This is a genomic window from Pseudomonas arabinosi, assembly GCF_047758675.1.
Classification (GTDB): domain Bacteria; phylum Pseudomonadota; class Gammaproteobacteria; order Pseudomonadales; family Pseudomonadaceae; genus Aquipseudomonas; species Aquipseudomonas arabinosi.
Genome location: NZ_CP180480.1, coordinates 6,363,951 through 6,381,637, shown reverse-complemented (window position 1 = coordinate 6,381,637; position 17,687 = coordinate 6,363,951). Strand labels below are relative to the sequence as shown.

Here is a 17,687-nt window from a genome sequence, read left to right as displayed (position 1 = left end):
TTCAAAGATTGAACAAGACGGCTTGCCGACTGACCTGCGGATTTGAGTGACAAACCCATGCCAAAACGTACAGACATTAAAAGCATCCTGATTCTCGGCGCTGGCCCGATCGTGATCGGCCAGGCCTGCGAATTCGACTACTCCGGCGCCCAGGCCTGTAAAGCCCTGCGCGAAGAGGGTTACCGCGTCATCCTGGTGAACTCCAACCCAGCGACCATCATGACCGACCCGGACATGGCTGACGCCACGTACATCGAGCCGATCAAGTGGCAGACCGTTGCCAAGATCATCGAGAAAGAGCGTCCGGACGCGCTGCTGCCGACCATGGGTGGCCAGACCGCTCTGAACTGTGCACTGGATCTGGAGCGCGAAGGCGTTCTGGAGAAGTTCGGCGTAGAGATGATCGGCGCCAACGCAGACACCATCGACAAGGCTGAAGACCGTTCGCGCTTCGACAAGGCGATGAAATCCATCGGCCTGGACTGCCCGCGTTCGGGTATCGCCCACAGCATGGAAGAGGCCAACGTGGTCCTCGAGAAGCTTGGCTTCCCGTGCATCATCCGTCCGTCCTTCACCATGGGCGGCACCGGTGGCGGTATCGCTTACAACCGTGAAGAGTTCGAAGAAATCTGCGCCCGCGGCCTCGACCTGTCGCCGACCAAAGAGCTGCTGATCGACGAATCCCTGATCGGCTGGAAAGAGTACGAGATGGAGGTTGTCCGCGATAAGAAGGACAACTGCATCATCGTCTGCTCCATCGAAAACTTTGACCCGATGGGCGTGCACACCGGTGACTCGATCACCGTGGCTCCGGCACAAACCCTGACGGACAAGGAATACCAGATCATGCGTAACGCCTCGTTGGCGGTACTGCGTGAGATCGGCGTGGAAACCGGCGGCTCCAACGTTCAGTTTGGCATCTGCCCGGACACTGGCCGTATGGTCGTGATCGAGATGAACCCGCGTGTATCCCGCTCTTCGGCGCTGGCCTCGAAAGCCACTGGTTTCCCGATTGCGCGTATCGCCGCCAAGCTGGCGATCGGCTACACCCTCGACGAGCTGCAGAACGAAATCACCGGCGGCGCGACTCCTGCATCCTTCGAGCCGTCCATCGACTACGTTGTGACCAAGCTGCCACGCTTCGCCTTCGAGAAATTCCCGAAAGCCGACGCGCGCCTGACCACTCAAATGAAGTCGGTGGGTGAAGTCATGGCCATCGGCCGGACTTTCCAGGAATCCCTGCAGAAAGCCCTGCGCGGTCTGGAAGTGGGCGTTTGCGGCCTGGACGAGAAGCTCGACCTGAGCAATCCGGAAAGCATGAGCATCCTCAAGCGCGAACTGACCGTGCCGGGTGCCGAGCGTATCTGGTACGTGGCTGACGCGTTCCGCGCCGGTCTGTCGGTCGAAGACATCTTCGGCATGAACATGATCGACCCGTGGTTCCTGGTGCAGATCGAAGATCTGATCAAGGAAGAGGAGAAGGTCAAGACCCTGGGTCTGGCCAGCATCGACCGTGACGTGATGTTCCGCCTCAAGCGCAAAGGCTTCTCCGACATGCGTCTGGCCAAGCTGCTGGGCGTGACCGAGAAGGCGCTGCGTCGCCACCGTCACAAGCTTGAGATTTTCCCGGTCTACAAGCGCGTTGACACCTGCGCGGCCGAGTTCGCCACCGACACCGCTTACCTCTACTCGACGTACGAGGAAGAGTGCGAAGCCGCACCGACGGGCCGCGACAAGATCATGATCCTGGGCGGCGGTCCTAACCGTATTGGCCAGGGCATCGAGTTCGACTACTGCTGCGTACACGCGGCACTGGCCCTGCGCGCCGACGGTTACGAGACCATCATGGTCAACTGCAACCCGGAAACCGTTTCGACCGATTACGACACCTCCGATCGCCTGTACTTCGAACCAGTGACCCTGGAAGACGTGCTGGAAATCTGCCGCGTCGAGAAGCCAAAAGGCGTGATCGTCCAGTACGGCGGCCAAACCCCGCTGAAACTGGCGCGTGCCCTGGAAGAAGCTGGCGTACCGATCATCGGCACCAGCCCTGACGCCATCGACCGTGCCGAAGACCGTGAGCGCTTCCAGCAAATGGTCGAGCGCCTGAACCTGCGTCAGCCGCCAAACGCCACCGTGCGCAGCGAAGACGAAGCGATTCGTGCCGCAAGCAAGATCGGTTACCCGCTGGTGGTTCGTCCGTCCTACGTACTGGGCGGCCGCGCGATGGAAATCGTTTACGAAGAAGAAGAGCTCAAGCGCTACCTGCGCGACGCGGTGAAAGTGTCCAACGACAGCCCGGTGCTGCTCGACCACTTCCTCAACTGCGCCATCGAAATGGACGTGGATGCAGTCTGCGACGGCACCGACGTGGTGATCGGCGCGATCATGCAACACATCGAGCAGGCCGGCGTTCACTCCGGTGACTCCGCATGCTCCCTGCCGCCGTACTCGCTGCCTGCACACATCCAGGACGAGATGCGCGAACAGGTCAAGAAAATGGCCCTGGAACTGGGCGTTGTCGGCCTGATGAACGTTCAGTTGGCGCTGCAAGGCGAAGACATCTACGTCATCGAAGTCAACCCGCGCGCTTCCCGTACCGTACCGTTCGTATCGAAGTGCATCGGTGTTTCCCTGGCGATGATCGCGGCTCGCGTGATGGCCGGTAAAACCCTGAAGGAAATCGGTTTCACCAAAGAAATCATTCCGAACTTCTACAGTGTGAAAGAGGCGGTGTTCCCATTCGCCAAATTCCCTGGCGTGGACCCGATCCTGGGCCCGGAGATGAAGTCCACGGGTGAAGTGATGGGCGTGGGCGACACCTTCGGTGAAGCGTTTGCCAAAGCCCAAATGGGCGCCAGCGAAGTGCTGCCGACCGGCGGTACCGCGTTCATCAGCGTGCGTGATGACGACAAGCCACTGGTTGCAGGCGTGGCCCGTGATCTGATCAACTTGGGCTTCGAAGTGGTCGCCACAGCCGGTACTGCCAAGCTGATCGAAGCCGCAGGCCTGAAAGTGCGTCGTGTGAACAAGGTGACCGAGGGTCGTCCGCACGTGGTCGACATGATCAAGAATGACGAAGTCACCCTGATCATCAACACCACCGAAGGTCGTCAGTCGATCGCTGATTCGTACTCCATTCGTCGTAATGCCTTGCAGCACAAGATTTACTGCACCACTACCATTGCTGCTGGCGAAGCTATCTGCGAAGCGCTGAAGTTCGGTCCCGAGAAGACCGTGCGCCGCTTGCAGGATCTACACGCAGGATTGAAGGCATGATCAAATACCCAATGACCGTCAAGGGCGCAAAAGCCCTTGAAGAAGAACACGCTCACCTGACCAAGGTCGTCCGTCCGAAGCTCAGCCAGGACATCGGAACGGCCCGCGAGTTGGGTGACTTGAAAGAAAACGCCGAATACCACGCTGCTCGCGAGCAGCAGGGTATGGTCGAGGCGCGGATCCGCGACATCGAAGGCCGCATGCAAAACGCGGTGATCATTGATGTCACGACCATTCCTCACACCGGCAAAGTGATCTTCGGCACCACCGTTGAAATCGCCAACGTCGAGACAGATGAAAGCGTCACTTACCACATCGTTGGTGAGGATGAGGCTGACTTCAAGCTCGGCAAGATTTCGGTCGGTTCGCCATTGGCCCGCGCCTTGATTGCCAAGGAAGAGGGTGATGTGGTTGCCGTGAAAACGCCTGGCGGCGTTATCGAGTACGAGATTGTCGAAGTTCGCCACATCTAAGCGCAGGCGTCCGCTACGTGCGGGCGCCATGCTTTGGCAACTGACTCAGATGTTGTGGGTTGGCGGCCTGTGGCTGTTGCACATCGGTCTGCTGCCGGTGCTGGGCAAAATTGGCCTGGCACCGCTGCTGATCGACGAAATCGCAGGCATGCTTGATGCGCTGATGGTGGGGTTCGCCGCGGCGTGTGTGATTTTTCAGGCTTTGGTGCTGGTTCAGGCCGAGGGCCTTGCCAGTCTATGGCGCGATATTCGCGGGCAACTGCTGCTGATGGCGCTGTATGCGTGTGCGATGTATGTCGTGGTGCGTATTGGCTGGCCGGATGCCGTGCGTTGGCAGGTGTTCAGCTATCTTGTTCTGGGCTTTTCCGGGCTGGTGTTGGTGTTGCAGCCGGTGCCTGGATGGAGTGGTAGGGTGCGCGAAGCACACCCTTGACCCTTGCCATCACTTGAAGCGATGGACGTTCGACAGCTGCTTGTTGACGCTGAAGTTCTTGCGGTAAATCAGTGCCATCTTGCCGATGACCTGAACCAGGTCCGCTTTGCCGACCTTGCACAGTTCTGCAATGTTCGCCAGGCGCGACTCGCGATCGAGGATGTTGAGTTTGATTTTAATCAGCTCGTGATCCGCCAAAGCGCGTTCAAGTTCGGCTAACACACCTTCAGTCAAACCGTTGTCAGCCACAGTCAAAACTGGTTTCAGATGGTGGCCAATGGATTTGTACTGTTTCTTCTGCTCTTGAGTGAGCGGCATAATCTGACCCTTTAGTCTGGATTCTGTAAAATGGCGGCCATTTTACCCGAGGGTTCGTGGATCCGCCCAATTAATCACGACCCTTATCATCGAGGTGCCCAATGGCGCGTTCCAAGACAAGCCTTGGTTGGCTGAAAAGACATGTCAATGATCCCTATGTGAAGCAGGCGCAGAAGGATGGTTACCGCTCGCGTGCGAGTTACAAGCTTCTGGAGGTCCAGGAGAAATACAAGCTGATCCGTCCGGGCATGAGCGTTGTCGACCTGGGTGCGGCGCCCGGCGGCTGGTCGCAGGTCACTAGTCGGCTGATCGGTGGTCAGGGGCGTCTGATCGCCTCGGACATCCTGGAAATGGACAGCATTCCGGACGTGACTTTCATCCAGGGTGACTTCACCCAGGACGAAGTGCTCGCTCAGATCCTTGAAGCCGTGGGTAATTCGCAGGTGGACCTTGTGATTTCCGATATGGCCCCCAATATGAGTGGTACGCCTGAGGTGGACATGCCAAAAGCCATGTTTCTATGTGATCTGGCTCTTGATCTGGCGGCTCGGATACTCAAGCCGGGTGGTAATTTCGTGATCAAGGTGTTTCAGGGCGAAGGGTTTGATGCTTACGTGAAGGACGCTCGTCAGAAATTCGACAAGGTCCAGATGATCAAGCCGGACTCTTCCCGTGGCAGTTCCCGCGAGCAATACATGCTGGCTTGGGGCTACCGCGGCCGTAGTGAGTAAATCGAGGTTTTTTTGCGGGTCGATAGGATTTTCGTATTTCGCCCCGTGAGCATTAGCGAATATTGTGTAGAAAGTGTTTCACAAAGGGTTACAGACGGCGCCTGCCAGAGCCGTAGGTAATGTAGTAAGTTAGGCCGGTGAATATCATGCGAAGCACGCGCCATTAGCGGAGCTTGCTTCAGAGGGTAGTTAATTGAACGATATGGCAAAGAATCTGATCCTGTGGTTGATCATCGCGGCTGTCCTGGTGACAGTGATGAACAACTTCTCCAGCCCTAACGAGCCGCAGACCCTCAACTATTCCGACTTCATCCAGCAGGTCAAGGATGGAAAGGTCGAGCGCGTGGCGGTTGATGGCTACGTGATTACCGGCAAACGCAACGATGGCGACAGCTTCAAGACCATTCGTCCGGCAATCCAGGACAACGGTCTGATCGGCGACCTCGTGGACAACCATGTCGTAGTCGAAGGCAAGCAGCCTGAACAGCAAAGCATCTGGACTCAGCTCCTGGTCGCAAGCTTCCCGATCCTGGTGATCATCGCCGTGTTCATGTTCTTCATGCGGCAGATGCAGGGCGGCGCCGGTGGCAAGGGCGGGCCAATGAGCTTCGGCAAGAGCAAGGCGCGCCTGCTCTCCGAGGATCAGGTGAAAACCACCTTGGGTGACGTTGCCGGTTGTGACGAAGCCAAGGAAGAAGTCGGCGAGTTGGTCGAGTTCCTGCGTGATCCGGGCAAGTTCCAGCGTCTGGGCGGCCGCATTCCACGCGGCGTGCTGATGGTGGGACCTCCGGGTACCGGTAAAACATTGCTGGCCAAAGCGATTGCCGGCGAAGCAAAAGTACCGTTCTTCACCATTTCCGGTTCCGATTTCGTCGAAATGTTCGTCGGTGTCGGTGCCAGCCGTGTTCGTGACATGTTCGAGCAGGCCAAGAAACACGCGCCATGCATCATCTTCATCGATGAAATCGACGCCGTCGGTCGTCATCGTGGTGCCGGGATGGGTGGCGGTCACGACGAACGCGAGCAGACTCTCAACCAGTTGCTGGTAGAGATGGACGGCTTCGAAATGAATGACGGCATCATCGTTATCGCTGCAACCAACCGTCCGGACGTACTGGACCCTGCGTTGCTGCGTCCGGGCCGTTTCGACCGTCAGGTTGTCGTCGGTCTGCCAGATATTCGTGGTCGCGAGCAGATTCTCAAGGTTCACATGCGAAAAGTGCCAATGGGTGACGACGTCGCTCCGGCCGTAATCGCTCGTGGTACCCCTGGTTTCTCCGGTGCTGACCTGGCTAACCTGGTGAACGAAGCGTCGTTGTTCGCAGCCCGTGCCGGCAAGCGCATCGTCGAAATGAAAGAGTTCGAATTGGCCAAAGACAAGATCATGATGGGCGCCGAGCGCAAATCCATGGTCATGTCGGAGAAAGAGAAGCAGAACACCGCTTACCACGAGGCAGGTCACGCTATTGTTGGGCGCGTCGTGCCTGAGCATGATCCGGTCTACAAGGTGTCGATCATCCCGCGCGGTCGTGCGCTGGGTGTGACCATGTTTCTGCCGGAAGAAGATCGCTACAGCCTGTCCAAGCGTGCATTGATCAGTCAGATCTGCTCGTTGTACGGCGGCCGTATTGCTGAAGAAATGACCTTGGGCTTCGACGGCGTCACCACCGGTGCGTCAAACGACATCATGCGTGCCAGCCAGATTGCACGGAACATGGTAACCAAGTGGGGCTTGTCGGAAAAACTCGGCCCGTTGATGTACGCAGAGGAAGAGGGCGAAGTGTTCCTCGGTCGCGGCGGTGGCGGTCAGGGTGCAAGCTTCTCCGGTGAGACGGCCAAGTTGATCGACTCCGAAGTGCGCAGCATCATTGATCAGTGCTACGGCACGGCCAAGCAGATCCTCACCGATAACCGTGACAAGCTCGACGCCATGGCTGACGCTTTGATGAAGTACGAAACGATCGACGCTGATCAGATCGACGACATCATGGCGGGTCGTACGCCTCGTGAACCTCGCGACTGGTCAGGCGGCACCGGTGCCTCCGGAACTCCTCCGGTGGCGCAGGATCCGCGTCCGGAAACACCGATCGGCGGTCCGGCTGCTGACGTTTAAGGTTTGAAATGACTTCTGTTCAGTCCTCGACCCGGTTGCCTTGCGGCAATCGGGTTCTTGATTTAGCCCTGACGCACGTCATGGGCATTCTCAATGTCACTCCCGATTCCTTCTCTGATGGCGGCCAATATAGCCACCTCGATGCGGCCTTGCGCCACGCTGAGGCTATGGTGGCGGCTGGCGCGACGTTGATTGATGTCGGTGGTGAATCGACCCGGCCGGGTGCCAGGGTGGTTTCACCGCTGGAGGAGCTTGAGCGCGTAGCTCCGGTCGTTGAGCGAATACACCGCGAGCTGGATGTAATTATCTCGGTCGATACTTCCACGCCAGCTGTCATGCGCGAAGCCGCACGACTTGGTGCGGGGTTGATCAATGACGTGCGTTCGTTGCGGCGCGATGGTGCTCTGGATGCGGCCGCAGCCACTGGCCTGCCGGTCTGTCTGATGCATATGCTCGGTGAGCCGGGTGACATGCAGGACAATCCGCAGTATCACGACGTCACGAAAGAGGTGGGCGAGTTTCTCGTCGAGCGCATGGCTCAGTGTGCGTCGGTAGGCATTACAGCGGACCGGATCATCCTTGATCCAGGCTTTGGCTTCGCAAAAACCTTGCAGCACAATCTAAGCTTGTTCAAGCATATGGAGGCTCTGCATGCCTTGGGGCGGCCCCTGTTGGTCGGGGTTTCGCGAAAGAGCATGATAGGTCAGGCATTGAATCGTCCGGTTGGTGAGCGTCTGTATGGTGGTCTGGCGCTTGCAGCGCTGGCTTCGGTCAAGGGCGCGCGTATATTGCGCGTCCATGATGTGGCCGAAACCGCCGATGTGGTGCGGATGATCGCTGCAGTGGAATCAGCCGAATAAGAATGATGGAGTACTTATGACTAAGAAATACTTTGGCACCGACGGCATTCGTGGTCGGGTCGGCGAATATCCGATTACTCCTGACTTCATGCTTAAGCTCGGCTGGGCGGCCGGTATGGCGTTCCGCAAAATGGGCGCCTGCAAGGTGTTGGTGGGCAAGGACACCCGGATCTCCGGCTATATGTTCGAATCTGCGCTCGAGGCCGGACTTACGTCGGCAGGTGCCGATGTCATGCTCCTGGGCCCGATGCCGACACCGGCCATCGCCTACCTGACTCGTACCTTCCAGGCCGAAGCGGGCATCGTGATCAGTGCCTCGCACAACCCTCACGATGACAATGGCATCAAGTTTTTCTCCGGGAAGGGCACCAAGCTTCCGGATGAAGTCGAGCATATGATCGAAGAGTTGCTCGACACTCCGATGACTGTGGTTGAGTCGAGCAAGATCGGCAAGGTATCGCGCATCAACGATGCTTCAGGCCGCTATATCGAATTCTGCAAAAGCAGTGTCCCGACCGGCACCAGCTTCGCGGGCATGAAGATCGTGATCGACTGCGCCCACGGTGCGACCTACAAGGTGGCTCCGAGTGTATTCCGTGAGCTGGGAGCCGATGTCGTTGTACTTTCTGCTCATCCTAACGGCCTGAACATCAATGAAAATTGCGGTTCGACCCATATGGAGCCGCTGCAAGCTGCTGTATTGGCCGAGCATGCTGATTTGGGTATCGCCTTTGACGGTGATGGTGACCGCGTTCAGATGGTTGATCATACCGGTACTGTTGTCGACGGTGATGAGTTGCTGTTCATCATTGCTCGCGACCTGCATGAGCGCGGCAAGTTGCAGGGCGGTGTGGTCGGTACGCTGATGAGTAACCTGGGGTTGGAATTGGCGCTGGCGGATCTGGCAATTCCCTTTGTGCGGGCGAATGTTGGGGACCGTTACGTAATCTCCGAGTTGCTGGAGCGCGATTGGCAGGTGGGTGGTGAAAATTCGGGGCACATTGTCTGCTTCGACCACACCACCACCGGTGACGCGATCATTGCCGCGTTGCAGGTATTGATGGCGCTGAAGACCCGCTCCGAGGGGTTGGCACAATCGCGTCAGGCGTTGCGCAAGTGCCCTCAGGTGCTGATCAATGTGCGTTTCGGTGGTGGTGCGAGCCCCCTCGATCATCCATCCGTCAAGGAGGCAAGTGAGCGCGTTACCCAGGCCATGGCTGGTCGTGGGCGCGTGCTGTTGCGCAAGTCCGGGACGGAGCCGCTGGTGCGGGTCATGGTCGAAGGCGAGGACGAAACACAGGTTCGCGGCTACGCCGAAGAGCTGGCAAAACTGGTTACTGAAGTTTCTGCCTGATTTCGGCTTGCCAGCCATGATTGTGTTGGGTAACATCTGCGCCCACTTTGACCGACGAGGTACAGCATGCGTCGCCCTATGGTAGCTGGTAACTGGAAGATGCACGGTACCCGCGCCAGCGTCGCTGAGCTGATCAATGGCCTTCGTCATCTGGCCTTGCCGAGCGATGTTGATGTAGCGGTATTCCCGCCTTGCTTGCATATCAATCAAGTGATTGATGGCTTGAAGGAAAAGTCGATTTCGGTCGGCGCGCAGAACTCTGCGGTGGAATCCATGCAGGGTGCGTTGACCGGTGAAGTTGCGCCGAGTCAGTTAGTGGATGCAGGTTGTTCTTTTGTGCTTGTCGGGCACTCCGAGCGCCGCCAGATAATGGGCGAGCAGGACGGAATGCTGATTCGCAAGTTCGCTGCGGCACAGGCATGTGGCTTGATACCGGTGTTGTGCGTAGGGGAAACCCTTGAAGAGCGCGAAGCTGGAAAAACTCTTGAGGTTGTCGGGCGTCAGCTAGGCAGTATCATAGAGGAGCTGGGTGTTGGTGTTTTTGCAAAGGCAGTAATCGCTTACGAGCCGGTCTGGGCCATTGGTACCGGGCTGACTGCTTCGCCGCAACAGGCGCAGGATGTGCATGCAGCCATTCGTGCTCAGTTGGCGGCAGAGAATTCTGAGGTCGCACAAGGTGTGCGGCTTCTATACGGCGGCAGCGTGAAGGCGGCCAATGCGGTCGAACTGTTCGGCATGCCGGATATCGATGGGGGGCTCATTGGTGGGGCTTCCCTGAATGCAGATGAGTTCGGTGCGATTTGTCGCGCCGCGGGAAACTGAAAAAATGCTGGAAACAGTCGTAGTCGTTTTTCATCTGCTGGGTGCATTGGGCGTAGTTGCTCTGGTATTGCTGCAGCAGGGTAAAGGTGCGGATGCTGGTGCGTCTTTCGGAGCAGGTGCTTCAAATACTGTGTTCGGAAGCCAAGGTTCCTCTACCTTTCTTAGTAAGTTTACTGCTATACTTGCCGCCGGTTTCTTCATAACCAGCTTAGGGTTAGGTTACTTTGCTAAAGAGAAAGCTCACCAGCTGACTCAAGTAGGTTTGCCAAACCCAGCGGTGTTGGAAGTTCCAAAGCAACAACCGGCTTCTGATGATGTACCGGTGCTTCAAGAGCAAAAGTCGGCTACTCCAGCGACTGACGTGCCTCCAGCTCAAGAGCAAAAGTAAGAAGGGTTTCAAACGTAGTATTGCCGAGGTGGTGGAATTGGTAGACACGCAACCTTGAGGTGGTTGTGCCCATAGGGTGTAGGGGTTCGAGTCCCCTTCTCGGTACCAATTATCAGGAGAGCCCGCTGTTGCGGGCTTTCTTGTAGGTGGAAGGTTACATTGACCCTGTCAGGGATCGGTCGTATACTTCCGCCCCAGCTTTGTCGCGGGGTGGAGCAGTCTGGTAGCTCGTCGGGCTCATAACCCGAAGGTCGTCGGTTCAAATCCGGCCCCCGCAACCAGTTTAAGGAGCCCCTTTTAAGGGGCTTTTTGTTAGCTGGACACTTTCAACGCCGCTGTTCGACGGCGTTTCAAGGATGGGCGTTTCGCCCATTTTTTTATTTTGCACAGCATGCACATACATGCACGAGGGGGTTCAGGTGTCGAGCAAGCTAGAAGAGTTGCAGGCCTTGCTGGCCCCGGTGGTCGTGGCCCTAGGCTATGAATGCTGGGGTATTGAGTTTTCGGCTCAAGGTCGCCACTCAATGTTGCGCGTTTATATCGATAAAGAGGGCGGCGTGCTGGTGGACGATTGTGCCATTGTCAGCCGTCAGATCAGCGGTGTGCTGGATGTTGAAGATCCAATCGCCGTTGAATACACCCTTGAAGTTTCCTCGCCTGGCATGGAACGCCCGCTGTTCACTATTGAGCAGTTTGCAAAATTTGCCGGTGAACAAGTGAAGATCAAGCTGCGCTCGCCTTTTGAAGGCCGACGCAACTTTCAGGGCCTTCTGCGCGGTGTAGAAGAGCAGGACGTCGTGGTGCAGGTAGAAGACCATGAGTTCCTGTTGCCGATCGATATGATCGACAAGGCCAACATTATTCCCAGTTTTGACTGAGACGCGGATCCCGCGGATCCAATGGCTTGCGAAAGGCGAGGCGTACGATGAGCAAAGAAGTACTGCTGGTTGTTGAGTCGGTATCCAATGAAAAGGGCGTACCGGCAAACGTAATTTTTGAAGCGCTGGAGCTGGCTCTGGCCACTGCTACCAAAAAACGTTTCGAGGACGAAGTCGATCTGCGTGTGGAAATCAATCGCCACACCGGTGCTTACGAGACATTCCGTCGCTGGACGGTCGTCGAAGAAGCAGACCTGGACGATCCGGCCATCGAAACCTGGCCGAGCAAGGTTGCAGAAACGCATCCTGGTGCTCAGGTTGGCGATGTAGTCGAAGAAAAGATCGAATCCATCGAGTTCGGCCGCATCGCTGCACAGACTGCCAAGCAAGTCATCGTGCAGAAAGTTCGCGAAGCCGAGCGCGCTCAAGTCGTTGATGCCTATCGCGAGCGCCTGGGGGAAATCATCTCCGGCACCGTGAAGAAAGTGACCCGCGACAACGTGATCGTCGACCTGGGCAACAACGCTGAAGCGTTGCTGGCTCGTGAAGACATCATTTCTCGCGAAACCTTCCGGGTTGGCGTGCGTCTGCGTGCGCTGCTCAAGGAAATCCGCACCGAGAACCGCGGCCCGCAGCTGATCCTGTCGCGTACCGCGCCGGAAATGCTGATCGAGTTGTTCCGCATCGAAGTGCCGGAAATCGCTGAAGGCCTGATCGAAGTAATGGCAGCATCCCGTGACCCGGGTTCGCGCGCCAAGATCGCGGTCCGCTCCAAGGACAAACGCATCGACCCGCAAGGCGCTTGCATCGGTATGCGCGGTTCGCGCGTCCAGGCAGTGTCGGGTGAGTTGGGCGGTGAGCGTGTGGACATCGTCCTGTGGGACGACAACCCGGCTCAGTTTGTAATCAATGCAATGTCGCCGGCTGAAGTGGCGGCAATTATCGTTGACGAAGATGCCCATGCAATGGACATCGCCGTTGGCGCAGACAATCTGGCTCAGGCCATTGGTCGGGGTGGTCAGAACGTGCGTCTGGCTAGCCAGTTGACTGGCTGGACCCTGAACGTGATGACCGAATCGGACATCCAGGCTAAGCAGCAAGCAGAAACCGGCGACATCCTGCGCAACTTCATCGACGAGCTGGAAGTCGACGAAGACCTGGCACAGGTGCTGGTAGATGAAGGCTTTACCAGCCTGGAAGAGATTGCCTACGTACCGTTGGAAGAAATGCTCAACATCGACGGCTTTGACGAAGAAACCGTCAACGAGCTTCGCGCTCGCGCCAAGGATCGTTTGTTGACCAAAGCCATCGCTACTGAGGAAAAGCTGGCAGACGCCCATCCGGCCGAAGACCTGCTCTCGCTTGAGGGTATGGACAAGGATTTGGCGATGGAACTGGCGGTGCGCGGCGTAATTACCCGCGAAGACCTGGCCGAGCAGTCTATTGACGATCTGCTCGACATCGACGGCATTGACGATGATCGTGCCGGCAAGTTGATCATGGCCGCCCGAGCCCACTGGTTCGAGTAATTAGGCGCGGCCTGAGGAGAGAAGTGCATGACGCAAGTCACGGTGAAACAACTGGCCGATGAGGTCAAAACACCGGTAGAGCGCCTGTTGCAGCAGATGCGTGAGGCAGGTCTGCCGCACACCGCCGCCGATGAAGGTGTGAGCGATAGTGAGAAGCAGTCTTTGCTGACTCACTTGAAGAGCAGCCACAAGGCGAAAGTGGAAGAACCGCGCAAGATTACATTGCAGCGCAAAACCACCAGCACCCTGCGTGTTGCTGGCAGCAAAAGCATCAGCGTTGAAGTGCGCAAGAAGAAAGTCTTCGTACAGCGCAGCCCGGAAGAAATCGAAGCCGAGCGCAAACGCGAACTGGAAGAACGTCGCGCAGTAGAAAATGCTGCACGTCAGAAGGCTGAAGAAGAAGCCAAGCGTCGCGCCGAAGAAGAAGCGCGTCGCCAGCCTGCTGGTGCGCAATCCGCTACTAACGACGCCGTTGCAGCACCTGCTGCAGTTGCCGAGCCAGTACGTGAAAGCGCGCCGGTTGTGGCTGCTGCACCAGCGCCGTCTGCCGATGTTCGCAACAAGCAGAACGAACAGCGCCGTCCGGACAAACCACGTGCCGACGATAACAGTCGTCGTGGCAGTAGCGATGGCGAGCGCAAAAACGCTCCGCATCGTGCTTCGGTCAAAGAGAAAGCGCCTGCTCCACGCGTTGCCCCACGTACTACCGACGAAGAAAGCGATGGCTTCCGTCGTGGTGGTCGCGGCAAGGCCAAGCTGAAGAAACGCAACGCTCACGGTTTCCAGAGCCCAACCGGCCCTGTCGTGCGTGATGTGCAGATCGGCGAGACCATCACTGTTGGCGATCTCGCCAATCAGATGTCGGTCAAGGCTGCTGAAATCATCAAGTTCATGTTCAAACTGGGTACTCCAGCGACCATCAACCAGGTGCTTGATCAGGAAACTGCTCAACTGGTAGCCGAAGAACTGGGCCACAAAGTGACCCTGGTCAGCGACACCGCCCTGGAAGACTCCCTGGCCGAGTCCCTGAAGTTTGAAGGTGAGACGTTCTCCCGTGCGCCAGTCGTGACCGTAATGGGCCACGTTGACCACGGTAAGACGTCGCTGCTCGACTATATCCGTCGTGCCAAGGTAGCTGCTGGCGAAGCCGGCGGTATCACCCAGCACATCGGTGCGTACCACGTTGAAACTGATCGCGGTATGGTCACTTTCCTCGATACCCCGGGTCACGCCGCGTTTACCGCAATGCGTGCCCGTGGTGCCAAGGCGACTGACATCGTGATCCTGGTCGTTGCAGCGGACGACGGCGTAATGCCGCAGACCATTGAAGCGGTCCAGCACGCCAAGGCTGCCGGTGTTCCACTGGTTGTTGCAGTGAACAAAATCGACAAGCCAGGCGCTGATCTCGATCGCATCCGTAGCGAACTGTCGGTTCACGGCGTGACTTCGGAAGAGTGGGGCGGCGACACCCCGTTCGTATCGGTTTCGGCGAAAGTCGGTACTGGCGTGGACGAGTTGCTTGAAGCTGTTCTGCTGCAAGCTGAAGTGCTGGAACTGAAAGCGACTCCTTCGGCTCCTGGCCGTGGCGTCGTGGTTGAATCGCGTCTCGACAAAGGTCGTGGCCCGGTTGCAACCGTTCTGGTTCAAGACGGTACCCTGCGCCAAGGCGACATGGTGCTGGTCGGTTCGAACTATGGCCGTGTACGTGCCATGCTCGACGAGAACGGCAAGCCAATCAAGGAAGCCGGTCCTTCCATCCCTGTCGAGATCCTCGGCCTGGACGGTACCCCGGACGCTGGCGACGAGATGAGCGTGCTGTCGGACGAGAAGAAAGCCCGTGAAGTGGCTCTGTTCCGTCAAGGCAAGTTCCGCGAAGTCAAACTGGCCCGTGCTCACGCTGGCAAGCTTGAAAACATCTTCGAGAACATGGGTCAGGCAGAGAAGAAGACGCTCAACATCGTCCTCAAATCCGACGTCCGTGGTTCGCTGGAAGCGTTGAACGGTGCCTTGAACGGCCTGGGTAACGACGAAGTGCAAGTGCGTGTTGTCGGTGGCGGTGTCGGTGGTATCACCGAGTCCGACGCCAACCTGGCACTGGCCTCCAACGCTGTACTGTTCGGCTTCAACGTGCGTGCCGATGCTGGCGCTCGCAAGATCGTCGAGCAGGAAGGTCTGGATATGCGTTACTACAACGTGATCTACGACATCATCGAAGACGTCAAGAAAGCCCTCACCGGTATGCTGGGCAGCGATGTTCGCGAGAACATCCTGGGTACCGCTGAAGTGCGTGACGTGTTCCGTTCGCCGAAGTTTGGCGCGATCGCCGGTTGCATGGTTATCGAAGGTGTTGTTCACCGTAACCGTCCAATCCGTGTACTGCGTGAAGACATCGTTATCTTCGAAGGCGAGCTGGAATCCCTGCGCCGCTTCAAGGATGACGCTTCCGAAGTACGTGCCGGCATGGAATGCGGTATTGGCGTCAAGAGCTACAACGACGTCAAAGCTGGCGACAAGATCGAAGTTTACGAGAAGGTTCAGGTTGCTCGCAGCCTCTAACTCGCGCACTTCAAGGGCCACGACGAGCCGCCGCATGCAAGTGCGCGGCACGGCGTCAGGACTCTAAACGCAACGCCCGGTCTGGCTTTTGTCAGGCCGGGCGTTTGCCGCTTTCAGACCCTTCGGGTTTCACCGTGGGGCAGTAACAGGTAACAAGACATGGCAAAAGAATACAGCCGTACCCAACGTATCGGCGATCAGATGCAGCGTGAGCTGGCACAGCTGATCCGTCGTGAAGTCAAAGACCCGCGCGTCGGCCTGGTCACCATTACCGCTGTTGAAGTCAGCCGTGACGTCGGTCACGCCAAGATCTTCATCACCGTGATGGGGCAGGACAACGCCGAAGACATCGCGCAAAGCATCAAGGTGCTCAACTCCGCCGCCGGTTTCCTGCGCATGCAGTTGGCTCGCGAAATGAAGTTGCGCAGCGTTCCGCAGCTGCACTTCCACTATGACGAAAGCGTCGTGCGTGGTGCTCATCTGTCGGCATTGATCGAACGTGCAGTAGCTGAAGACAATCAGCATCCGGTTGCGGCAGAAGCCGAAGACACCAAGGAGTAATCGGTGGCTCAGGTCAAACGTATCCGTCGTAACGTCAGCGGCATCATCCTGCTCGACAAGCCACTGGGGTTCACCTCCAATGCGGCGTTGCAGAAGGTCCGCTGGCTGCTGAACGCCGAGAAGGCCGGGCACACCGGCAGTCTCGATCCGCTGGCCACCGGCGTGTTGCCGTTGTGCTTCGGTGAGGCCACCAAGTTTTCGCAATACCTGCTCGATTCCGACAAGGGTTACGAAACCCTGGCGCAACTGGGCAAGACCACCACCACGGCCGATGCCGAGGGTGATGTTTTGCTGGAGCGCCCGGTGACCGTTGGTCGCGTCGATGTCGAAGCAGTGCTGCCGAAATTTCGTGGGCAAATCAGTCAGATACCGCCCATGTACTCGGCGCTCAAACGTGATGGCCAGCCGTTGTACAAGCTGGCGCGGGCAGGTGAAGTAGTGGAGCGCGAACCGCGTTCTGTTACTATTACGCGCTTGGAATTACTGGCCTTTGAAGGTGATACTGCGCGGCTTGCAGTGGATTGCACCAAAGGTACCTATATCCGCACCCTGGTGGAGGATATCGGTGAGCAACTCGGTTGTGGCGCTTACGTTGCTGAACTGCGACGTACCCAGGCCGGGCCTTTCACGCTGGCCCAGACGGTCACGCTTGAAGAGTTGGAAGCGGTACATGCCGAAGGCGGCAACGAAGCGGTCGACCGCTTCCTGATGCCATCGGACAGCGGTCTGCTGGATTGGCCACTGTTGCAGTTCTCGGAGCACAGCTCGTTCTACTGGCTTAATGGCCAACCGGTACGAGCCCCGGATGCACCGAAGTTCGGCATGGTACGGGTACAGGATCACAATGGTCGCTTCATCGGTATCGGTGAAGTGAGCGAAGACGGGCGCATCGCGCCACGTCGACTGATTCGGTCAGAATGACCGAACGAGGGTGGCTGTTAACAGGCACGGTCACTACTCATTTTTAGATACAGGGATTTGTCCCTGGCCTGTTGAAGCTGTTTCTTTGAAACAGTTTCCTGATAAAAGGATTGCCTCATGGCTCTCGACGTTCAAGAAAAAGCTCAAATCGTAGCTGACTACCAGCAAGCTGTTGGTGACACTGGTTCGCCAGAAGTGCAAGTTGCACTGCTGACCCACAACATCAACAAGCTGCAAGGTCACTTCAAGGCCAACGGTAAAGATCACCACTCCCGTCGTGGTCTGATCCGCATGGTAAACCAGCGTCGTAAGCTGCTGGACTACCTGAAAGGCAAGGATCTGGGTCGTTACCAGGCTCTGATCGGTCGCCTGGGTCTGCGTCGCTAATAAGCGATTGCGCTAGAGGTTGGTTGTCTGTCGTACGTCAGTGGGTTTCCCGCTGGCGCATGGCAGGCTCCCAGCCTCAAGTTT

General features: G+C 57.4%; 16 protein-coding genes and 2 tRNA genes. 17 read left to right on the top strand and 1 reads right to left on the bottom strand.

Annotated features, from left to right (window positions below; all coding sequences use genetic code 11):
* The first annotated feature begins 57 nt into the window (after positions 1-57).
* From carB to ACMXYJ_RS29665, 3 genes are read left to right on the top strand one after another with little or no spacing between them, the layout of a single operon-like run.
* Positions 58-3,279, top strand: a complete 3,222-nt coding sequence (gene carB, locus ACMXYJ_RS29675) for a carbamoyl-phosphate synthase large subunit (protein WP_415757996.1) — start codon at positions 58-60, stop codon at positions 3,277-3,279.
* On the top strand, positions 3,276-3,752 hold the full coding sequence (gene greA / locus ACMXYJ_RS29670) for a transcription elongation factor GreA (protein ID WP_046045786.1): 477 nt from the start codon (positions 3,276-3,278) through the stop codon (positions 3,750-3,752). Before carB ends, greA begins: the two co-directional genes overlap by 4 nt.
* Before the next feature lie 28 nt (positions 3,753-3,780).
* Positions 3,781-4,185, top strand: a complete 405-nt coding sequence (locus ACMXYJ_RS29665) for an MFS transporter (protein WP_415757995.1) — start codon at positions 3,781-3,783, stop codon at positions 4,183-4,185.
* Between the two features lie 9 nt (positions 4,186-4,194).
* On the opposite strand, the gene ACMXYJ_RS29660 is transcribed toward ACMXYJ_RS29665, so the two are convergent.
* On the bottom strand, positions 4,195-4,503 hold the full coding sequence (locus tag ACMXYJ_RS29660; protein WP_008005472.1) for a YhbY family RNA-binding protein: 309 nt from the start codon (positions 4,501-4,503) through the stop codon (positions 4,195-4,197).
* Between the two features lie 101 nt (positions 4,504-4,604).
* Between ACMXYJ_RS29660 and rlmE the strand changes: the two genes are divergently transcribed.
* The 14 genes from rlmE (at position 4,605) to rpsO (ending at position 17,603) form a co-directional block, all read left to right on the top strand.
* Positions 4,605-5,234: a 23S rRNA (uridine(2552)-2'-O)-methyltransferase RlmE gene (rlmE, locus tag ACMXYJ_RS29655; RefSeq protein ID WP_415757994.1), complete on the top strand. Its 630-nt coding sequence runs from the start codon at positions 4,605-4,607 to the stop codon at positions 5,232-5,234.
* A gap of 202 nt (positions 5,235-5,436) precedes the next feature.
* Positions 5,437-7,347 (top strand): ATP-dependent zinc metalloprotease FtsH, encoded by a 1,911-nt coding sequence (gene ftsH / locus ACMXYJ_RS29650; protein WP_415757993.1) that lies wholly within the window; start codon positions 5,437-5,439, stop codon positions 7,345-7,347.
* A gap of 8 nt (positions 7,348-7,355) precedes the next feature.
* Entirely contained in the window at positions 7,356-8,207 is an 852-nt protein-coding gene (folP, locus tag ACMXYJ_RS29645; protein WP_415757992.1) for a dihydropteroate synthase, read from the top strand.
* A 16-nt stretch (positions 8,208-8,223) separates the two neighbouring features.
* Positions 8,224-9,561, top strand: coding sequence for a phosphoglucosamine mutase (gene glmM, locus ACMXYJ_RS29640; RefSeq protein WP_415757991.1), 1,338 nt, complete (start codon positions 8,224-8,226; stop codon positions 9,559-9,561).
* A 66-nt stretch (positions 9,562-9,627) separates the two neighbouring features.
* Positions 9,628-10,383, top strand: coding sequence for a triose-phosphate isomerase (tpiA, locus tag ACMXYJ_RS29635; protein WP_415757990.1), 756 nt, complete (start codon positions 9,628-9,630; stop codon positions 10,381-10,383).
* Between the two features lie 4 nt (positions 10,384-10,387).
* Positions 10,388-10,771 carry a preprotein translocase subunit SecG gene (secG, locus tag ACMXYJ_RS29630; protein ID WP_017336473.1) on the top strand — a complete coding sequence of 128 codons (384 nt, stop codon included), beginning with the start codon at positions 10,388-10,390 and terminating at the stop codon, positions 10,769-10,771.
* 22 nt (positions 10,772-10,793) lie between these two features.
* Positions 10,794-10,879 (top strand) — tRNA-Leu (locus ACMXYJ_RS29625).
* 96 nt (positions 10,880-10,975) lie between these two features.
* A tRNA-Met gene (locus ACMXYJ_RS29620) sits at positions 10,976-11,052 on the top strand.
* Between the two features lie 138 nt (positions 11,053-11,190).
* Positions 11,191-11,649 carry a ribosome maturation factor RimP gene (gene rimP / locus ACMXYJ_RS29615; protein ID WP_010463487.1) on the top strand — a complete coding sequence of 153 codons (459 nt, stop codon included), beginning with the start codon at positions 11,191-11,193 and terminating at the stop codon, positions 11,647-11,649.
* A 47-nt stretch (positions 11,650-11,696) separates the two neighbouring features.
* On the top strand, positions 11,697-13,178 hold the full coding sequence (nusA, locus tag ACMXYJ_RS29610; protein ID WP_008024459.1) for a transcription termination factor NusA: 1,482 nt from the start codon (positions 11,697-11,699) through the stop codon (positions 13,176-13,178).
* Positions 13,179-13,205: 27 nt separating this feature from the next.
* Positions 13,206-15,734 carry a translation initiation factor IF-2 gene (gene infB, locus ACMXYJ_RS29605; RefSeq protein ID WP_415757989.1) on the top strand — a complete coding sequence of 843 codons (2,529 nt, stop codon included), beginning with the start codon at positions 13,206-13,208 and terminating at the stop codon, positions 15,732-15,734.
* Between the two features lie 159 nt (positions 15,735-15,893).
* Entirely contained in the window at positions 15,894-16,295 is a 402-nt protein-coding gene (rbfA, locus tag ACMXYJ_RS29600) for a 30S ribosome-binding factor RbfA (protein WP_008149016.1), read from the top strand.
* Between the two features lie 3 nt (positions 16,296-16,298).
* Positions 16,299-17,216 carry a tRNA pseudouridine(55) synthase TruB gene (gene truB, locus ACMXYJ_RS29595; RefSeq protein ID WP_415757988.1) on the top strand — a complete coding sequence of 306 codons (918 nt, stop codon included), beginning with the start codon at positions 16,299-16,301 and terminating at the stop codon, positions 17,214-17,216.
* A gap of 117 nt (positions 17,217-17,333) precedes the next feature.
* The gene (rpsO, locus tag ACMXYJ_RS29590) at positions 17,334-17,603 is read left to right on the top strand and encodes a 30S ribosomal protein S15 (protein WP_003176135.1); all 270 of its coding nucleotides are present in this window, start codon (positions 17,334-17,336) and stop codon (positions 17,601-17,603) included.
* Positions 17,604-17,687 lie beyond the last annotated feature (84 nt).